This window comes from Olleya sp. AS48 (assembly GCF_038900355.1).
Taxonomy (GTDB): Bacteria; Bacteroidota; Bacteroidia; order Flavobacteriales; family Flavobacteriaceae; genus Olleya.
Genome location: NZ_JBBMRD010000001.1, coordinates 525,986 through 544,920, shown reverse-complemented (window position 1 = coordinate 544,920; position 18,935 = coordinate 525,986). Strand labels below are relative to the sequence as shown.

Genomic DNA, 18,935 nt, shown 5'->3' with positions numbered 1-18,935 from the left:
TACGATAATTTAAAATATCTGCTTTAAAACAGATAATTAATTATATCTGATTATTAAAGCGATTACATGTAGCTAGTCACTGTCATGACTACTAAAGTAAAGATAATTAGGATGATAAATAATGGCATTATAAATTTTAGCCATTTATTAAATCCTACTTTAACCACAGCTAATGAGGCTAAAATTAAACCTGTTGGGTTAATAAAATAAAATAATCCCATACCAAATTGGTAGGCATTAACCACAATCTCTCTACCAATACCAACACTATCTGCTAAAGGCGACATGATTGGCATAGTTAGTACAGCCATACCAGAACTACTTGGAATAAAAAAGGATAAACCTGCATAAATAGCAGTTAAGGCACTAGCAAAAACACCTTTATTCATACCTTGTGTCATTCCGCTAGCATAATGTAATAAGGTGTCACTAATTAAGCCATCTGCCATAATAACGGTTACACCACGTGCAATACCAATAATTAAGGCAACACCTAATAAATCTCCTGCACCTTTTACAAAGGTGTCTATAAAATCGGTTTCTTTAATCTTAGCAATAATACCAATTATGATAGATCCCACTAAAAACGTAGAAGTCATTTCCACAAACCACCACTCTAAAGCAACAACACCATAAATCATGATTATAAAGCAAAGCGCAAATACAATTAAGGATAATCTTAATCTAGTAGTAAAGGCTACCGTTTTTGAGTTATTTTGTGTAAATAAGGCAGCAATTTGCTGTTGTTGGTCATAAATAATAGATTTTGTAGGGTCTTTTTGTACACGTTTACCATATCTAATAATATAAATTAAAGCAATAGTCAGACAGGCAAACAACATAAAAAGACGAATCCATAATCCTGTGGTCCAACTAATTCCAGCCGAATCACTAGCAATAATAGTACTAAACGGATTAATTGTTGAGCACATGGTACCAATCGAGCTTCCTAAAAAGATACAAGCAATACCAACCATAGCATCATATTTTGCTGCTAAAAACACAGGAATTAGAATAGGGAAGAAGGCAATAGTCTCTTCAGCAAAACCAAACGTTGTTCCGCCAGCAGCTACCAAAACAGTAACTAATATAATAAGGATAAACTCGCGACCTTTTAAAGCATTTGCCAACCATCCAATACCAGCATCAAAAGCTCCTGTACTATTAATAATACCAATTAATCCTCCAATAATTAAAACTAGAAAAATAATGTCTGAAGCCTCAATAATACCCTTAACTGGCGATTTTACAAAGTCGTAAAAACTTTGTGGTTTGGCTTCCAGCTGTTGGTAGGTATTTGGAATATTAATAGGTTTATAAATGTCACCATTTGTAAATTTTTCTAACGGAATTTTAATATTTAAAGTCTCCAACGTTTCCTGAGTAGCAGGTAAGGTAACAGATTGCTCTGTACTAACTCTAGTAAACTGATTAGATGTTTTATCGTAACCCAAGGTTTGGTATTTACCAGCAGGAACTAACCAAGTTAATAGCGTTACTAATCCTGCAATAATTAGTAAAATGGTTTGTGCAGAAGGAAATTTAAGTGTTTTCATGTATTATTTATTCAACTTTTTGAAAATCAAACACTATTTCAAATAAATTAAAACAGTTTTTAAGATTACTAAAAGTTAAGCTTTAAATGGTTATTTAATATTTTGAATATTGGTTTAGTGTTATTAAAGATAGTATTATTTTTAGCATACTATTACAAGTCAACGCTACAAAAATAAACAACATATGAACGTCGCTATCCATGAAAGTTGGAAAAATTATTTACAAACCGAATTTGATAAACCTTATTTTAAAGATTTAACTCAATTTGTAGACAATCAATATAAAACTGAAACTTGTTTTCCACCAGAAGATTTAATATTTAATGCTTTTAACACCTGTACTTTAAAGGCTTTAAAAGTCGTTATTATTGGTCAGGATCCTTACCACAATTACAACCAAGCTAACGGATTGTCGTTTAGTGTTAAAGATGATGTAAAACATCCACCATCTTTAGTAAACATTTTTAAAGAAATTGAAATAGATTTAGGTAAACCTTATCCGTCAAGCGGAAATTTAGAGCCTTGGGCTAAACAAGGCGTGTTTTTGCTAAATGCCACATTAACCGTCAGAGCACATGAAGCAGGTAGCCATCAAAACAAAGGTTGGGAAACCTTTACAGATGCTGTAATAAAAACTATTAGCAAGCAAAAAGAAAATGTTGTGTTTTTACTTTGGGGAGGATTTGCTAAGAAAAAAGCGAAGTTAATAGATGCTACAAAACATCATATATTAACCTCTGGACACCCTTCACCATTAAGCGCTAATCGTGGATATTGGTTTGGAAATAAACATTTTAGTCAGACTAACAGTTTGTTAATATCTGATGGATTAGATTTGATAAATTGGTAGATTTATAATTGTTGTAGTTTTTTGAAACTGCTTCGCGTTGTATGTCAAACACTCCGATTTTATTTCATAAAACCACCTCTCTTTGGCTAAAGTGAGGAGCTGTATAAGATTGTGCTAATGTCTTTGAGATAAAGTATAAATAAAAATGCCTCATTTTAAATGAGGCGTTTTTATAATTTATACATCTGCGACTAAATCTTCATACTTCCATTTTTCAGGAATAATATTTAATGCAAACAATTCGTCTTGTACTTTTAGTACTGTTTTTTTAGAAATATTTTCTTGCGACCATTCTGTTAAGCCTAACCATTCTTGCACGTCTTCCAATTCCTGCTCGTAGCGGTTTGCAATCATACGATCAATACTTGGTATATCTTTAAACTCTTGGGTTGTAGCATTAACAATGTCTAAAATAGCCTTCACATCGTCTTTATTGGTTTTCAAAAATTCTTCTCTAACAGCTATAACAAAACAAGGCCAAGGTGAAGGACAGTTGTCAACACGTCTAAATGTACCATTATCTACTAATGGTTTTGTGGTAAATTTTTCCCACATAAAGTAATCTGCTTTACCTTGGGTTAGTCCCTCAACAGCACCTTCAAGGTTTTTTATAACTTCAAAATCTAAATCTTTTTCTAAATCCCAACCGTTATTTTCTGCATTAATGTATGCCATTAAATGCGATCCAGAACCATATCTGCTTATAGCAGCTTTGGTTCCTTTTAAATCTTCAATCTTATTATAGTCAGAGTTTGCAGCAACATGAATTCCCCATATTAATGGTGTTTTTACAAAAACTTGTACAATTTTAGACTTATTACCATCAATAATATCTTTAATAATCCCTTCTGTTAGGATTACTGCCATATCAATGTCACCATCTCTTAAGCCTTTACACATGGCTCCAGTACCTCCAAAATAGTCTTTCCAACGTAAGTTGATATCTTGCTCTTTAAATTCGCCATTTTTTAAACCTAAATACCAAGCTAGATTAAAATGTTCTGGTACACCACCAATATTAATTTGTTTCATCTTAACTAACTATTTTATCTAACGTATATGTAATTAACAGATCTACTATTTTTTTAGGATCTTTACTAAATTCTCCAGTAGCACGATTGGCTATAATAGCATTCATGGATACAGCACGATGACCCAATAATTTAGATAAACCGTAAATTCCGGCAGTTTCCATTTCTAAATTAGTAATAGGTTGATTGTTAAAATTAAAACTAGCAAGTTTATCGTTTAAATCGTTATCCTGAATGGATAATCTTAATACACGACCTTGTGGTCCATAAAAACCAACATTTGTTGCTGTAAAGCCTTTAGTGGTTTGATCAGATTCTAATTTTGCAGCTAAGTCTTTATCTACTGCTACGATATAGGGTTTTGATTTTTCCGAAGCCCAATTTGTATGCGCAACTAAAGCATCTGCTACATCAGTTTGTTGTATGTGTTTACTATTATAAAAATGAAGTAGACTATCAAATCCACAAGCTTTTTCGCTTATTACAAAGGTATCAATAGCAATGTCTTTTTGAATAGAACCAGAGGTGCCAATACGAATTATATCTAAAGACTTGTGCGTTTTATTTATGGTTCTGGTTTTTAAATCTATATTAACCAAAGCATCTAATTCATTAAACACAATATCGATATTATCAGTTCCAATTCCAGTTGATATAACGGTTATACGTTTACCTTTGTACATTCCTGTTTGAGTATGAAACTCTCTTTTACGGGTTGTAAACTCAACCGAATCAAAGTATTTTGTTACTCCAGAAACACGATCAGGATCACCTACAGTAATAATTGTATCTGCAATATGTTCTGGTTTTAAATTAAGATGGTAAACACTACCATCAGGATTTAAAATTAATTCTGATTCTTGTATAGCCATTTATATGGTATGTATTAATTTATTTTCTGTTTTATTGTATTGGTAGTCCGCTTTATTAACGCCTCCAAATCTAAAATTGGTATCAATTATTTTAAAGAAGTTTTTTTGATGCTCTAATGCTAAATGCCCATTTCTATTAAGTGTCAATGTCTCTTCAGTTTCGTCATAAAATAGGTGTAACCTATCAATCATGCGTTCTAATTGTAAATCTCCAAAACCATAATAGCCTTGATAATGTAAACAGTATCCAAGGAGGTGATGGCGTGATTTAATTTTGTATTCTTTAATTAATTTTAAAGTATTGTACTCTAAGGTATTTAAACCGCTTCTTGTATCCGGAAAACGACGTAAATGTGCTTTTAAGCAATTGCTTAAATATTTAAAGCTAGAAGGTCTAACAATTAACTCTTTTAATAAATTATGGTCTTCTTCACAATATATTCGCCATGCTTTTTGTGCAGTTGCAATATCATCAACATTTAATTTGATTTTGTTTTCAAACTCTTTTAATAGTTGTTTTTCAGATAATTGTGCAAGTCCTTTTAAGTCTTTTTCGCCTTCAATACGACCGCTACAAACTAAATATAAAGGTAACTTTATTCCTTTTTGTTTAATTAAACTAATAGCAGCTATTAAGTTAATATGACAAAATAAGTCATATTCAAACCATAAAATAATTTGGCTGTAGTTAGAGACATCGTTTAGTTTATTAAACTCAGTCTTGATTCTATCTACATCATACTCGACATCATAGGTGTTTTCTAGAAACGTTTGTCTAATTTCAAAAAAATTAGGTGTGTCAAAGTCTTTTAGGGTAGGACCTTCACACAGCATTTCGTGCCAAGTCAACATGTCGCCTTCAAAATTTAATTTTTTAAGGACATCTGTAACATTAGATCCATTGGTAATATGTAGACTAGTTTGACTCATTTTAACCTCCAACTCGTTTAACATTAAAACCTTTATCTTTAAGAATAGCCATTATTTTATCGCGATAATCACCTTGGATAATAATTTTATCATCTTTAAAACTTCCACCAACACTTAAAGTTTGTTTTAGCTCTTTGGCCAAAAGTTTAAAATCTTCTGTAGCTCCAGTATACCCTTCCAAAATTGTAATAGGTTTCCCTTTACGTTTTTCGTATTTACAAAGTATTGGGTCGTCTTGTAGCCAGATATCACTAATGTCTTCTTGTTCTTCGATATTTTCCGACTCGTGATCTGGAAAAAGATTTTTTAATTGATCTTTTAAATCCATTGTAGTAGTATTCCGTTTACAGATATGTAGACTTTAGTCAATGATTATTAACTAAAGTCTAATGCCTGTTAACTTATTTTTTAAGCCCAAGTTCTCTTAAACGTTCGTCTAAAAATTCTCCAGCAGTAATATCTTCAAATTGTTTTGGATTAGCATCATCTACACAACTATCTAAAACATCTAGTTTCATTTCGCTAATAGGATGCATGAAAAAAGGAATTGAATAACGTGAAGTTCCCCAAAGTTCTCTTGGTGGATTAATTACTCGGTGTATTGTAGATTTTAATTTGTTGTTGGTATGTCTAGATAACATATCACCAACATTAATCATTAATTCGTCTGGTTCTGCAATAGCATCAATCCATTCACCTTTATGGTTTTGCACTTGTAATCCACGACCTTGTGCACCCATTAATAATGTGATTAAATTAATATCACCATGTGCAGCAGCACGTACAGCATTATCAGGCTCTTGTGTAATAGGAGGATAGTGGATAGGTCGTAAAATTGAGTTTCCGTTGTGGATATAATTATCAAAATACGTTTCTTCTAAACCTAAGTATAACGCTAAAGCACGTAACACGTATTTAGCAGTTTCTTCTAATTTTTGGTAGGCTTTTTTACCGACTTCATTAAAATGAGCCAACTCATTAACCGTAACATTTTCAGGATATTCCTTTGCACGTTCAGCATCATCTTCAACATATTGTCCAAAATGCCAAAACTCTTTTAAATCACCTTCTTTTTTACCTTTTGCACTTTCTTTTCCAAAAGACACGTAACCACGTTGTCCTCCAATTCCAGGGATTTCGTAGTTGTGTTTGGTCTCTAATGGTAAAGAGAAAAAGTTTTTTATTTCTTTATATAAATCGTCAACTAAGGCTTCATCAAGTAAATGCCCTTTTAAGGCTACAAACCCAATTTCTTCATAGGCTTTCCCTATCTCAGCAACAAATTTTTGTTTTCTAACAGGATCTCCAGATGTAAAATCCTTTAAATTAACGCTAGGTATGCTATTCATCTTTATTATTTTATAAGTGTAATATATACAAATGTAGCGAAAACATTGGAAAAATGGTAGTCATATTTTTTTTAAAGTGCTCATTTATTTTTAAGCAATTATTCTATATTTGACAAACGCTATTTATGAAAACAGCAGTATTAGAAAAAACCATAATGACTTTTGATAAAAAAACTCTAGATAACACTACGCTTTTAAACCTTTATAAGCGTATGCTAAAACCAAGATTAATAGAAGAAAAAATGCTAATTTTATTACGTCAAGGTAAGGTTAGTAAATGGTTTTCTGGTATTGGTCAAGAAGCTATATCTGTTGGCGTAACCTCTGTTTTGGATCAGGAAGAATACATCTTACCAATGCACAGGAATTTAGGTGTTTTTACGACTAGAGACATTCCATTACACAGATTATTTTCGCAGTGGCAAGGAAAAGCTAATGGTTTTACTAAAGGTCGTGACAGAAGCTTTCATTTTGGAACACAAGAATTTAATATAGTGGGAATGATTAGCCATTTAGGACCTCAATTTGGCGTTGCAGATGGGATTGCATTAGCATCAAAACTTAAAAATAAAAATCAAGTTACTGCTGTATTTACAGGAGAAGGCGGAACAAGTGAAGGAGATATACACGAAGCGTTAAACGTAGCTTCTGTATGGCAATTACCAGTATTGTTTTGTATAGAAAATAATGGATACGGTTTATCCACACCAACTACAGAGCAATATAATTGTAAAGATTTAGCAGACAGAGCTATTGGTTACGGTATGGAAAGCCATATAATTGATGGTAATAATATCTTAGAAGTTTACACAAAATTAAATGATATTGTAGCAAGTATGCGTAAAATTCCGCGTCCTGTTTTAATCGAGTTTAAAACTTTTAGAATGCGTGGACACGAGGAGGCTAGTGGTACCAAATATGTGCCACAAGACTTAATGGATCAATGGGCAGCTAAAGATCCTATCCAGAATTTTGAAGAGTATTTAATACAACAAGCGCTTTTAAATGACACTATTATTGCGGATTTAAAAGAAGAAATAATTAAAGAAATTAATGATAATTTAGATATCGCTTACGCGGAAACTCCAATCATGCCTATTGAAAGTGATGAATTAAATGATGTGTTTCAAAACTTTGAATATCAAGAATTTAAAGAAAACAGTAATGCTGAAGAATTACGATTAATTGATGCTATATCTGAAGGATTAAAACAATCCATGGAGCGTCACGATGATTTAGTAATTATGGGTCAAGATGTTGCCGAATATGGTGGTGTTTTTAAAATAACTGATGGTTTTGTAGCGCAATTTGGAAAAGACAGAGTACGTAATACTCCAATTTGTGAATCTGCTATTATCGAAACTGCAATGGGCTTAAGTATTGCGGGAATTAAAAGTGTGGTGGAGTTACAGTTTAGTGACTTTGTGACCTCAGGTTTTAATCCTGTAGTTAATTATTTAGCAAAATCACATTACCGTTGGAACCAAAATGCAGATGTAGTTTTAAGAATGCCATGTGGCGCAGGCGTTGCAGCAGGACCATTTCATAGTCAAACAAATGAAGCTTGGTTTACAAAAACACCTGGTTTAAAAGTGGTGTATCCAGCGTTTCCGTATGATGCTAAAGGACTTTTAGCTACAGCCATTAACGATCCAAATCCTGTCTTGTTTTTTGAACATAAAGCATTATATAGAAGTATTAGACAACAGGTTCCAACCGATTATTTTACAATTCCGTTTGGTAAAGCTGCAACCTTACAATCAGGAAACGATGTTACTGTAATAGCTTATGGTGCAGCAGTACATTGGGCTTTAAATACACTAGAAAAACATCCAAATATCAAAGCAGATGTTATTGATTTAAGAACTTTACAACCTTTAGATACAGATACTATTTACGCGTCAGTTAAAAAGACAGGTAGAGCTATTATATTACAAGAAGACTCGTTATTTGGTGGAATAGCAAGTGATATATCTGCATTAATAATGGAGCATTGTTTTGAGCAATTAGACGCTCCTGTTAAGCGTGTCGCTAGTTTAGATACACCAATACCATTTATAAATCAATTAGAAGATCAATACCTTTCTAGAGATAAATTTGAAGGTGAATTACTAAAATTATTAGAGTATTAATATATTTTTAGCATTTAGGTATGATTTTTGGTTTATTTTCGACTAATAATAGATAATAATACCATGAAATTTTACATTTCTTTTTTTATTCTTTTTAGCATCTCACTATTCGGTTATGCCCAAATAGATAGTGAGAGTAATGGTTTTGCCATTCCTGCAATAGAATCTGAAGACCCTAAAGATGATCCAGAATTAATTATAGAGCCTGCTCCAGAAGCAGAAACGGTTAAACCTGATGCTGCAAATAACAATGAAATTATTGCGCCTAAGGAGGTACAAACTGCTGTTAAACCTAAAAAAGAGTTCTCGATGATTGAAGAGGATAATAACTTTAGAAATCCAGCAGAATTGTTTAATAAGCAATTAAAAAAACAACTTAAGTTTAAGGAAGACGACGAAAAATCTAATAATGGAAGCTTAGTTAATCAATTTTTAGGAGAGTATAAAACAACAGCTAAAGTCGTTAACATAATCTACAGAGATCATCAATATCCTGATGGCGATGCTATACGTGTCTTTTTAAATGATGATATTATGGTACCAAGTGTGACATTAACTTCAGGGTTTAATGGCTTATTAATATCTTTAGATGAAGGTATTAATAAAATAGACTTCCAGGCTTTAAACCAAGGGACTTCTGGACCAAATACAGCAGAGTTTCAGGTATTGGATAAAGATGGGAATGTTATTGTTTCAAACCAATGGAATCTGGCAACAGGTGTTAAAGCATCTATTGTTGTTGTTAAAGAAGAGGGTAGTGTGCTTAAGTTAAAATCTCAGGTAGAAGACAAATCTGAAGCTGATCCAAATCCAAAAAATGACGAATAACTTAATTAGGTACTAGACCTAAACTATTAAATAATTTAGCTTTTGTAGCATAAAATTTATTGTTTAATTGTATTGCTTTTACTTGAGATTCAATCAATTTATTTTCTCTACTATTTATTAAAAACACTGAACTTTCACCAAAGCTAAATTTACGTTCTTCTGCGCTAAGCAACGTTTTGTAATCTGCAATTATTGTTTTAATTAATTGGTTTTGAGTCTTGTAAGACTCTAATTCTTGCGTAATAGCTTCAATTTTATTTTTTATCTGAAGTTGGGTGTCTGCAAATGTAAATTGGGCATCTTGTAATTTTAGTTTAGATAATTTTAAATCACCACGTTCCTTTCTTAAAAATAAAGGAAATGCAATATTTATCGTTGCTTTATATGATGCAGCATTAAACGTATTTACTTGATCTGGAGTTTCTGACAAAAAATTATATTGAGCATCAATAACTGGTAAAAGTTTATTAGCTTTTAATCGTCTATCTACATCTAAACCATTTATTTTACTGCCTAAAGCTAATAATTTTGGATGATTATCTAAATTGTAACTTTGGATAGTGTTGATACCTAAAACTAGGTCAATATCTTCTTCTAAAGTATTGATAGGACTTACGGTTTGATTAATATCAACAGGCGTATTGTTTAACCAAATAAAGTTAGAAGCCTCCAAACGCGATTTTAATAATTTTACTTTTGCTTGTTCAAGTTCAAGCTTTCTGTTTTTAACTACAATACCAGCTTCTAAACTATCAATACCTGCTTTGTCTCCTGCTAAAACGCTTGAACGCACACCATTAAATCTTATGCTAGCATTAGCTAAAAAACGCTCGTAAATTTTAGTTTCATTATAAGCTTGTAACCAATCAAAATAAGCTATTGATGCGTCATAAAGGACTTGATTTACTTGTAAATTACGTTCTGCTTGAGTTTGCTCTTTAAAAAACTTAGCTTTTTTAACGTCAGCCATTCTCTTGTTTATCAATAATCCTTGTCCTAAAGAAAATCCAATTCCTGCGCTAAATAATCCATCTTCAGGGACTGTATTTTCTGGGTTTAGATAATAACCTGTGTTTTCCTCAAAGTTAGCTTTAAGTTCTATTCCGTACCAAGTTGGGACTTTAAATGTTGCATTTAAACGCTCATAATACTCGGTGTTTTTATAATCTTTTTCATTAAAATCGGCTTCAAGCTTTGGGTCAAAACCACCTCGTGCTTTCATTAAAGAAGCTTGACCACTTTCAAGTAATAAATCGGCTTGTTTAGCAACAGGATGATATTGCTTAACATAGCCTAAAAATTCGGTATAACTTAAACTATCCAACGTTTGAGACTGCAGTACAAATGGGATAATAATTGTTATGTATAAAATAACTTTTTTCATATTTATTTTTTGTCTGCTTTTGCTGTTTTATTATCAGTTGGTTGATAATAGTTAGGAGGGAAGCCATTTAATTGCCTCCATAATTCAAACCAAATTGGCACATCTTCTAATAATCCAATAGCTCTGGCACCAGAACCAACGCGAATAGCTTCAGGCCATTTATGCTCGTTTTCAACAGGAGCTAAAAGCACTCTAAATTTCCCGTTAGGACTTATAAATCGCTCTATTGCTACTACTTTTGCACCATATGTTCCGTAGGACACGTTAGGCCAACCACTAAATATAATTGCAGGCCAACCGTCAAACTGAACCCTAAAAACTTCGCCTTCGTGTACTAAAGGTAAATCTATTGGGTTTATAAACGTCTCAATAGCAATATCAAAATTTGAAGGTGATATACCTACCAATTGTTCGCCTTCCTTAAATGTTTCACCAATACCAGCTTTAATAGCTTTGTTTATGTAGCCATCTTGAGGAGCTTTAATGTAATACATATCATTACGCATCGAGTAATTAGTAAAATCGTTTTCTAATTTTGTGACTTGTGCTTCTGCATCAAAACCGCTTGATTCTGCAGTAAATTTATCGCTTTGTGCTTTTGATATTTTATCAGAATACTCAGCACTAATACGATTTAACTCTACTTTAGCGTTAATAATCTCGTTTTGAGCAGTTAGATATTTGTTTTCTTGCGAAATTAATTTTGCCTGAGTTTCTTGTAATTTTAAACGTTTTTCTTCTACGTCTGTAACTGCTTTTAAACCTTCGGTTTGCAATTGCTGTGTACGTTCAAATTGCTTTTGTGCGATGCCTAAATTGGTTTTAGAAGCTTCAAAATCTATACTATCACTTTTTACTTTTAATTTAGATTGTAACAACTTGTTTTCGGCTTGTTCAAGTTTTAATTTTCTTTCATTGGCTAAAGCCGATATCTGGTTGTTTAAAGCATTGACTTTGCCAACATAAGATTGTACTGACGATGATTTAGCTTTTATTTGCTGACTTGTTCTTTCAACCAAGTTAGGATCAAAATATTCATTTTTTATTTCCGAAATAAATAAAATCGTATCACCTTTAGCTACAAAGTCCCCTTCTTTAACAAACCATTTTTCAATACGTCCAGGAATAGGTGATTGTATGGTTTGAGGACGCTGGTCAGGCGTTAAAGTGGTAACTAAACCTGAGGCTGTTATATTTTGGGTCCAAGGAAGAAACAAAATAATGATACCAATTACTCCAAAAATGATAAGTAAACGATTAAAATGCTTATAATGTCTTCTGGTTAATGCTCTTTGCACCGAAGTATATCGACTGATGTCAACATTTTTATTGACGCTATTTGTTGAAATATTTAACATGCTATTTTGTGTTAATTATTTGACCTTTTTCTAAAATGATAACTTTGTCTAATTTAGAATGCCAAATGTTATTTTGACTAACTACTATAAGTGTCCAAGGATGTTCTGGTTGACTTAAAAAATTGACTAGTTGTTGTGCTTCTTTAGCTTCAAATTGATCAAGAGGCTCTTTTAGCATTAGTAATTTAGGGTTTTTAACGATGCTTCTAGCTAACATGATTTTTTTAGATATGGTAAATGATACGCCTTTTCCTTCTGGATAAATCATTGTATTTAAACCATTAGGTAACTGTTTTACAAAATCTTTTAATCCTACATTTTGAATAGCCCAATCTAATTGCAGACTTGTAATGTCTGTATCTCCAAATGTAATGTTTTGTAAAAGTGTACCTTCAAAAGGTGTTTCTTCTACTAAAGTTTGACCAATATGTTGTCTGTAACTATTAATATTTAAACTAGTCAGCGATTTATCACAGACATAAACGCTTCCATTTGTTGGACTAATTACTCCAGCTATTAATTTTAACAAACTAGATTTACCAGAACCACTATTACCTTGGATTAAGATGCGGTCTTTAGCATTAATTTTTAGAGAAACATCTTGCAAAATTGGCTTTTTTCTGTCCTTAACACTGTAAGACACATTATCTAATTCTATATTAAAGTCATTATGTTTTACATTTAAAATTTCGCCATCCTGAGGTTCTAATTCTTTATCAACGACTTTACCTAATTTTTCAATAGAAGTCAAAACATCATAAAAGGTTTCTAGTCCTAATATTAGTTTTTCAACAGAATTAATAACTAATAGGATAATAATTTCAGCAGCAACAAATTGACCAATATTCATTTGTTGGTTAAGTACTAAAGCACCACCAATCATTAATAATCCTGCAGTTACTAGAACTTTAAATCCAATTAACTGAATGAATTGTATGACTAATATCTTAAAATGACTCTCACGAGCTTCTAAATAATTAGTAACTAATTTGTCATTTTTATTAAGTGCTAAGCTTGTTTTTCCTGATAATTTAAAGCTTACAATAGATCTAGCAATCTCTTGAAGCCAATGCGCTACTTTGTATTTATGATTAGATTCATCAATACTTGTTCTTAACCCTTTTTCTGCAGTAAATTTAAATACTACATAAATTAGGATTAATAATAAAGCACCATAAATTATAAAAAAGGGATGGTAAAAGGATAATAACATTAATCCAAATACAATTTGTAAAACTGCAGCAGGAAAGTCTATCATTACTTTGGCAATACCTTTTTGCACATTTATTGTGTCAAAAAAACGATTAGCTAATTCTGGTGGGTAATAACCATTTAATTCGCTCATTTTCATTTTAGGAAAACGGTAAGCAAACTCAAAAGACGCTCTTGTAAATATTTTTTGTTGAATATTTTCTATAATTCTTATTTGCATTAATTGTAGAACACCAACAAAAACAACACCTAAAGTCACTAATACGACTAATACTATCCATGATGTGCTAACTTGAGCTGCCTGTAATAAATTAATAATAGCTTGTATTCCAAGCGGTAACGATAAGTTTACTAATCCTGCAAAAATGGCATAGAAAAAGACTTGTCTGACGTCTTTTTTGTCTAATTTAAGTAGGCTAATAAAGCGTTGCCAAGCGGTTAATATTTTTTTACTCATTTGTTGAGATGTTAAGGGTTTTGAAAACTAAATCTTTAAAATAGTTAGTAGGATCGTCTGATTTTTTAAGATCAGATATAGTAGTAAAATGGTCTTTTAAAAAATGTTGATGCAATGCACCATCAATAACAGTACTTGATAAACTAAAGGCATACGAATAATCCTTATCAATGGTTAGTACCATATCATGTAGTCGTGTAACCAGTCTTTTGTATACTAGAAAGTAACCTTCCTTATTTTCGTTATCGACCTCTTTAGTTAGGTATGATTTAGAGTATTCGTTAATTACAATACGTTTTAAAAGTACCTCATCGATATGAGAGAAATTAGAGTCTAAAGTTGCTGATTGTGTAAGGACCTCAATAGCTTTTTCAATTTTTTGTTTTGGATTTGCAATACTGTTAGTAGCAAAAACCAATTGATATTCTAGCCAGCTCCAATACCAAGAGGTAAGGTAGATTAGTAGTTTGTGTTTGCTTTCAAAATAACGATAAATGCTACTCTCGTTAGAGCCAATTTTAGTACCTAATTTTTTAAACGTAAATAAGTCAAATCCAATCTCATCAATTAGTTGGATACTGTTTTCAACAATACGTTTACCTAAATCAGAAGATTCTGGATCTTTAAGGTAAATTTTATCGTTTATATTAATTTTTAGATTTGAAAGTAAACTATGCATAAATAATTATTTGATTGCAAAGATAATAGTAATACTATTACAAATGAAATCACATTAACTATTTATTAACTTTTTCTAAAAATTATAAAAGTAATTTACTTAAAAGTACTGTTGCTAGGCAATTCAAAAAGTTCTAAATCAAAGTAAGGTACAGCAGCAAGGAAGTGGTCAAAAAGGTCGCTCATAACATACTCATAACTTTCCCAACGTTTATCTTTACTAAAACAGTAAATCTCTAGAGGCACACCTTGAGAGGTAGGCTGTAGTTGCCTTGCCATTAATAACATGTTATTATTAATAGCAGAATGCTGCTCTAAATACGTCTGTATAAATTTTCTAAAAACACCAATATTGGTCATATTGCGACCATTAATTAATGAAGATTTATCTATACCATGAGATGTATTAAAATTATTAATCTTGTCTTGCATGGTACTTAGATAAGTGGATATGATTTCAATCTCTTTTAAACGTTCAATATCTTCATTGTTTAAATATTTGATAGACGTTTGCTTAATTAACATGTGTCGTTTGATACGTCTACCATCAGAGTTTGTCATTCCTCTCCAGTTTTTAAACGAGTCTGATATTAAAGCATACGTTGGTATAGTGGTAATAGTGTTATCAAAATTTTGAACCTTAACCGTTGCTAAATTAATTTCAATAACATCTCCATCTGCACCAAATTTTTCAAAAGTAATCCAGTCACCAATACGAACCATATCATTTATAGACACTTGTATACTTGCTACAAAACCTAAAATGGTATCCTTAAATATTAATAATATAATAGCAGTAGCAGCACCAAAACCAGTGATAAACTTCCATAGAGAATCTCCTCCAACCAGAACAGCCATAGCCAATCCAGCACCAAGAATCCATGCAAATATCATAAAAACTTGTATGTAACTATCTATTGGTTTATCCCTTAAACTAGGTAAAGTTTTAAAGTAATTTTTTAAAGTATTAAGTATACTTCTTACAATCCAAAGCCCTAAAACAATTCCTGCCACTTGCATACATTTTTCAAAAAGCAAATGCAGATTAGCAAAATCATTAAATACTAACGGAATACTTTTTATTGCAGTATATAAAGCTGGAATATGCGCTATATTTCTTGGGACTCGATTAGTAATTAATAAGTCGTCAAAATTTGATTTTGTTCGTGATGCAATTTTAGCCGAAATCAACCTTAAAACCTTTCTAACTAATAGATCTAAAATTAAAATAAAGATTAGTGTTAAAATCAATAACACCAACATATTTAAGTACTTAGATGTAACTCTAGTTAGTCCTAAATCTCTAAAATAATCGTAAAAAAAATGTGCGTATTGTATCATGAAATATGTTAATATTTAAAACAAAAGTACTATGTTTTTAACAATTACTCTTGCTATAAAAACTAAAGATACGTTAAAGTAGTTGGTTTAGATTTTTAATAGCCAAAACATCTGCAACTTGCATGTTGTCAAGAGTGATATTTCCGACTCTAACACGCACCAAACGTAGGGTTGGACAATTTACAGCACTAGTCATTTTGCGGACTTGTCTAAATTTTCCTTCCGTTAAAGTTACTGACACCCATGATGTTGGACCATGTCTAGCATCTCTTATTTTTTTGGAACGTTCCGGTAAATCAGGTAATTCTTTTAATTTTGTGACTTTACAAGGTTTTGTAACATATTTTTTACCGTTAAATCCTATTTCTACACCTTCGGATAATTGTTGTATCGCTTTCGCGGAAATGTCGCCATCTACTAACGCATAGTATTCTTTTTCAATTCCGGATTGGTTAACATGGTCACTTAGTTTACCGTCTGTGGTAAGTAGGAGTAGACCTTCACTTTTTTCGTCCAAACGACCAATAGGCATAATGCCTTCCGGAAAATCACCCAATTCTCCTAAAAATCGCTTTTTCTGTTCTTTAGCAGCATTGCTAGAAAACTGACTTAGCATTCTATAAGGTTTGTATATTTTAAAGTGTTTATGCCTAGTGTCCATATAAAATTTTGAAAACTAAATCCTTTGTAAGTTGTTGTCCATTAGCTTTTTCGCGAATTAAATCATAACTAAATCTAAAATCACAACCCGATTTATAATCGCTACAACCATAAGCTGTTTTTCCTTTTATAATCGTTCCTTTTTTACATTTTGGACACAGATTAGTTTCGGAATTTGAACTTGCTTTAGCAGACTTTTTTTGCTTAGGTTCTAATTTAAGTTTAAAATTATCATCAAAACGTAGTAAACCTTCAACAGTTGCACCTTCGACTTTAAAACCTTTTAAATTAACGGTAGATCCTTTGTCCAATAAACGTTTGTATTGGTTTTCGGATATATTCTTTTCACCAAAACTAAAAGGCAATACAAAATCACATGTTTTACCATAATTGGTGCACCCATAAGCCTTTTTTCCTTTTAAAATTTGTCCTTGTTTGCATTTAGGACAGGCTTTACCAACAATACCTTTAGTACCAGTTTTGGTTTTAGATTTTGATTTGGTGGATTTTTCTGATTTATTGTTAGTGTAGCTTATTTTAGCTTCAAGTTTTTCGCTTCGCACTTCATAGACTAATTGATCTACCATATGCTTCATGTTTTTAATAAAAGCAGCAGCCGAATATTCGCCTTTTTCAATATCCTTTAATTGTTTTTCCCAAAGACCAGTCAACTCGGCAGATTTAAGCAAATCATTACTAATAATATCTATTAATTGGATGCCTGTAACGGTTGGTAATACTTGTTTTTTATTTCGTTTTATGTACTTACGTCTAAACAGTGTTTCAATAATATTTGCACGTGTGGATGGTCTACCAATACCATTTTCTTTCATTAAATCACGCAACTCGTCATCGTCCACTTGCTTACCTGCAGTTTCCATAGCACGAAGTAGTGTTGCCTCTGTAAACTGATTAGGTGGTTTGGTTTGCTTTTCTAAAAAACTTGGTTCATGTGGTCCTTTTTCACCTTTAACAAAAGTAGGTAATAAACCCTGCTCTTTTGTTGTACTATTTTTTGTTTCAAATACAACACGCCATCCTTTTTCAAGGATTTCTTTACCAGTGGTTTTAAAGTTTACGGTTTCGGCTTTTCCTATGACTGTGGTGTTAGCCACTTTACAATCGTCGTAAAACACAGCAATAAAACGTCGTGTAATAATATCATATACCTGTTGTTGATTATATTGTAAATTACTTTGTACACCAGTAGGGATTATGGCATGGTGATCTGTAACCTTAGCATCATCAAAAACTTTTTTAGATTTTTTAATTTTTTTAGCTAAAACAGGAGCTGTTAAAGTCGCGTATTGTGTTAGGTTTTTTAAAATACCTGGTACTTTTGGATAAATATCGTTGGGTAAGTAGGTTGTATCTACTCTAGGATAGGTAACCACCTTCATTTCATACAGTTTTTGTACAATTTTAAGGGTTTCGTCTGCAGAAAATCCAAATTTGGTATTACAGTACACTTGTAATCCTGTTAAGTCAAATAATTTTGGCGCATATTCATTACCTTTTTTCTTGGTAATAGAGACAATTTCAAAGTCATGTGCTTTTACAATATTAGCTAACTTTTCTCCATCTTCCATTTTTAAAAAACGACCTTCCTCATAGCTAAATAAGGTATCGCGATACATGGTTTGCAGTTCCCAATAGGGTTGAGGCTTAAAGTTTTCAATTTCTTTCCAACGGTTTACAACCATTGCTAAAGTTGGTGTTTGTACACGTCCTACACTTAATACTTGCTTGTAGCCACCATATTTAACCGTATATAGTCTTGTAGCATTCATACCAAGTAGCCAGTCTCCAATAGCACGCGAAAAACCTGCATAATATAGATTATCGTATTTTTTGCTTGGTTCTAGTTTTTCAAAACCTTCTTTTATTGCTTCGGTCGTTAGAGAGCTAATCCATAAACGCTGTACTTCGCCTTTATACTTAGCTTGATCAATAACCCAACGTTGGATTAATTCTCCTTCTGTTCCTGCATCACCACAATTTATTACCACATCTGCTTTGTCAAAAAGGCTTTTAACAATTTTAAATTGCTTTTGTATCCCAGAATCTTTGGTGACTTTAGTTTCAAATTTTTCTGGTAGCATTGGTAAGTTGTTTAAATCCCAACTTTTCCAATAAGGTTTATAATCATTTGGTTCTTTTAAGGTACAAAGGTGACCAAAAGTATAGGTTACTGCATAGCCATTACCTTCATAATAACCATCACGTTTAGAGTTGGCACCTAATACTTGAGCTATTTCTCTGGCTACAGATGGTTTTTCGGCAATACAGACTTTCAT

16 protein-coding genes are annotated in these 18,935 nt (G+C 32.0%); 3 read left to right on the top strand and 13 right to left on the bottom strand.

What is annotated here, in order from left to right:
* Positions 1 to 62: 62 nt before the first annotated feature.
* Positions 63 to 1,556, bottom strand: a complete 1,494-nt coding sequence (locus tag WNY60_RS02590; RefSeq protein ID WP_145001650.1) for a YfcC family protein — start codon at positions 1,554 to 1,556, stop codon at positions 63 to 65.
* Positions 1,557 to 1,740: 184 nt separating this feature from the next.
* Here WNY60_RS02590 and ung point away from each other — a divergent pair, with 184 nt between their 5' ends.
* Positions 1,741 to 2,406 (top strand): uracil-DNA glycosylase, encoded by a 666-nt coding sequence (gene ung / locus WNY60_RS02585; protein ID WP_342861425.1) that lies wholly within the window; start codon positions 1,741 to 1,743, stop codon positions 2,404 to 2,406.
* A gap of 177 nt (positions 2,407 to 2,583) precedes the next feature.
* Here ung and WNY60_RS02580 read toward each other — a convergent pair whose 3' ends face one another.
* The 5 genes from WNY60_RS02580 to WNY60_RS02560 all read right to left on the bottom strand — a co-directional run bounded on the left by WNY60_RS02580 (position 2,584) and on the right by WNY60_RS02560 (position 6,588).
* Positions 2,584 to 3,438, bottom strand: a complete 855-nt coding sequence (locus WNY60_RS02580; protein WP_342861424.1) for a substrate-binding domain-containing protein — start codon at positions 3,436 to 3,438, stop codon at positions 2,584 to 2,586.
* A gap of 1 nt (position 3,439) precedes the next feature.
* A complete protein-coding gene (locus WNY60_RS02575; protein ID WP_342861422.1) occupies positions 3,440 to 4,309 on the bottom strand; it encodes a nucleoside phosphorylase in 870 nt (289 codons plus the stop codon).
* Positions 4,310 to 5,239, bottom strand: a complete 930-nt coding sequence (locus WNY60_RS02570) for a DUF1835 domain-containing protein (RefSeq protein ID WP_339807712.1) — start codon at positions 5,237 to 5,239, stop codon at positions 4,310 to 4,312.
* Between the two features lies 1 nt (position 5,240).
* Positions 5,241 to 5,567, bottom strand: coding sequence for a translation initiation factor (locus tag WNY60_RS02565; protein WP_191098638.1), 327 nt, complete (start codon positions 5,565 to 5,567; stop codon positions 5,241 to 5,243).
* A 73-nt stretch (positions 5,568 to 5,640) separates the two neighbouring features.
* Complete coding sequence (locus WNY60_RS02560; protein WP_145001656.1) at positions 5,641 to 6,588, bottom strand: 2-oxoglutarate and iron-dependent oxygenase domain-containing protein; 948 nt, start codon at positions 6,586 to 6,588, stop codon at positions 5,641 to 5,643.
* A 155-nt stretch (positions 6,589 to 6,743) separates the two neighbouring features.
* On the opposite strand from WNY60_RS02560, the gene WNY60_RS02555 reads away from it, so the two are divergent.
* Positions 6,744 to 8,720, top strand: a complete 1,977-nt coding sequence (locus WNY60_RS02555) for a dehydrogenase E1 component subunit alpha/beta (protein ID WP_342861491.1) — start codon at positions 6,744 to 6,746, stop codon at positions 8,718 to 8,720.
* Between the two features lie 63 nt (positions 8,721 to 8,783).
* Positions 8,784 to 9,548 (top strand): hypothetical protein, encoded by a 765-nt coding sequence (locus WNY60_RS02550; protein WP_145001657.1) that lies wholly within the window; start codon positions 8,784 to 8,786, stop codon positions 9,546 to 9,548.
* Between the two features lies 1 nt (position 9,549).
* On the opposite strand, the gene WNY60_RS02545 is transcribed toward WNY60_RS02550, so the two are convergent.
* The 7 genes from WNY60_RS02545 to WNY60_RS02515 all read right to left on the bottom strand — a co-directional run bounded on the left by WNY60_RS02545 (position 9,550) and on the right by WNY60_RS02515 (position 18,935).
* Positions 9,550 to 10,932: a TolC family protein gene (locus tag WNY60_RS02545; RefSeq protein ID WP_342861418.1), complete on the bottom strand. Its 1,383-nt coding sequence runs from the start codon at positions 10,930 to 10,932 to the stop codon at positions 9,550 to 9,552.
* 2 nt (positions 10,933 to 10,934) lie between these two features.
* A complete protein-coding gene (locus WNY60_RS02540) occupies positions 10,935 to 12,290 on the bottom strand; it encodes a biotin/lipoyl-binding protein (RefSeq protein WP_342861416.1) in 1,356 nt (451 codons plus the stop codon).
* 1 nt (position 12,291) lies between these two features.
* Positions 12,292 to 13,959: an ATP-binding cassette domain-containing protein gene (locus tag WNY60_RS02535; protein WP_342861415.1), complete on the bottom strand. Its 1,668-nt coding sequence runs from the start codon at positions 13,957 to 13,959 to the stop codon at positions 12,292 to 12,294.
* Positions 13,952 to 14,638, bottom strand: coding sequence for a TetR/AcrR family transcriptional regulator (locus WNY60_RS02530; RefSeq protein ID WP_339807716.1), 687 nt, complete (start codon positions 14,636 to 14,638; stop codon positions 13,952 to 13,954). Before WNY60_RS02530 ends, WNY60_RS02535 begins: the two co-directional genes overlap by 8 nt.
* A 95-nt stretch (positions 14,639 to 14,733) precedes the next feature.
* Positions 14,734 to 15,978 (bottom strand): mechanosensitive ion channel domain-containing protein, encoded by a 1,245-nt coding sequence (locus WNY60_RS02525; RefSeq protein WP_145001662.1) that lies wholly within the window; start codon positions 15,976 to 15,978, stop codon positions 14,734 to 14,736.
* A gap of 73 nt (positions 15,979 to 16,051) precedes the next feature.
* Positions 16,052 to 16,639 carry a pseudouridine synthase gene (locus WNY60_RS02520; protein ID WP_342861410.1) on the bottom strand — a complete coding sequence of 196 codons (588 nt, stop codon included), beginning with the start codon at positions 16,637 to 16,639 and terminating at the stop codon, positions 16,052 to 16,054.
* Positions 16,629 to 18,935, bottom strand: a complete 2,307-nt coding sequence (locus tag WNY60_RS02515) for a DNA topoisomerase 3 (protein ID WP_342861408.1) — start codon at positions 18,933 to 18,935, stop codon at positions 16,629 to 16,631. Before WNY60_RS02515 ends, WNY60_RS02520 begins: the two co-directional genes overlap by 11 nt.

Bases quoted from the DNA above. Each gene is read 5' to 3' on its own strand.
- WNY60_RS02540 (WP_342861416.1), bottom strand. From the start codon at position 12,290: ATGTTAAATATTTCAACAAATAGCGTCAATAAAAATGTTGACATCAGT.
- WNY60_RS02525 (WP_145001662.1), bottom strand. From the start codon at position 15,978: ATGATACAATACGCACATTTTTTTTACGATTATTTTAGAGATTTAGGA.
- WNY60_RS02555 (WP_342861491.1), top strand. From the start codon at position 6,744: ATGACTTTTGATAAAAAAACTCTAGATAACACTACGCTTTTAAACCTT.
- WNY60_RS02570 (WP_339807712.1), bottom strand. From the start codon at position 5,239: ATGAGTCAAACTAGTCTACATATTACCAATGGATCTAATGTTACAGAT.
- WNY60_RS02590 (WP_145001650.1), bottom strand. From the start codon at position 1,556: ATGAAAACACTTAAATTTCCTTCTGCACAAACCATTTTACTAATTATT.
- WNY60_RS02520 (WP_342861410.1), bottom strand. From the start codon at position 16,639: ATGGACACTAGGCATAAACACTTTAAAATATACAAACCTTATAGAATG.
- WNY60_RS02575 (WP_342861422.1), bottom strand. From the start codon at position 4,309: ATGGCTATACAAGAATCAGAATTAATTTTAAATCCTGATGGTAGTGTT.
- WNY60_RS02565 (WP_191098638.1), bottom strand. From the start codon at position 5,567: ATGGATTTAAAAGATCAATTAAAAAATCTTTTTCCAGATCACGAGTCG.
- WNY60_RS02530 (WP_339807716.1), bottom strand. From the start codon at position 14,638: ATGCATAGTTTACTTTCAAATCTAAAAATTAATATAAACGATAAAATT.
- WNY60_RS02535 (WP_342861415.1), bottom strand. From the start codon at position 13,959: ATGAGTAAAAAAATATTAACCGCTTGGCAACGCTTTATTAGCCTACTT.
- WNY60_RS02560 (WP_145001656.1), bottom strand. From the start codon at position 6,588: ATGAATAGCATACCTAGCGTTAATTTAAAGGATTTTACATCTGGAGAT.
- WNY60_RS02580 (WP_342861424.1), bottom strand. From the start codon at position 3,438: ATGAAACAAATTAATATTGGTGGTGTACCAGAACATTTTAATCTAGCT.
- WNY60_RS02550 (WP_145001657.1), top strand. From the start codon at position 8,784: ATGAAATTTTACATTTCTTTTTTTATTCTTTTTAGCATCTCACTATTC.
- WNY60_RS02545 (WP_342861418.1), bottom strand. From the start codon at position 10,932: ATGAAAAAAGTTATTTTATACATAACAATTATTATCCCATTTGTACTG.
- ung (WP_342861425.1), top strand. From the start codon at position 1,741: ATGAACGTCGCTATCCATGAAAGTTGGAAAAATTATTTACAAACCGAA.
- WNY60_RS02515 (WP_342861408.1), bottom strand. From the start codon at position 18,935: ATGAAAGTCTGTATTGCCGAAAAACCATCTGTAGCCAGAGAAATAGCT.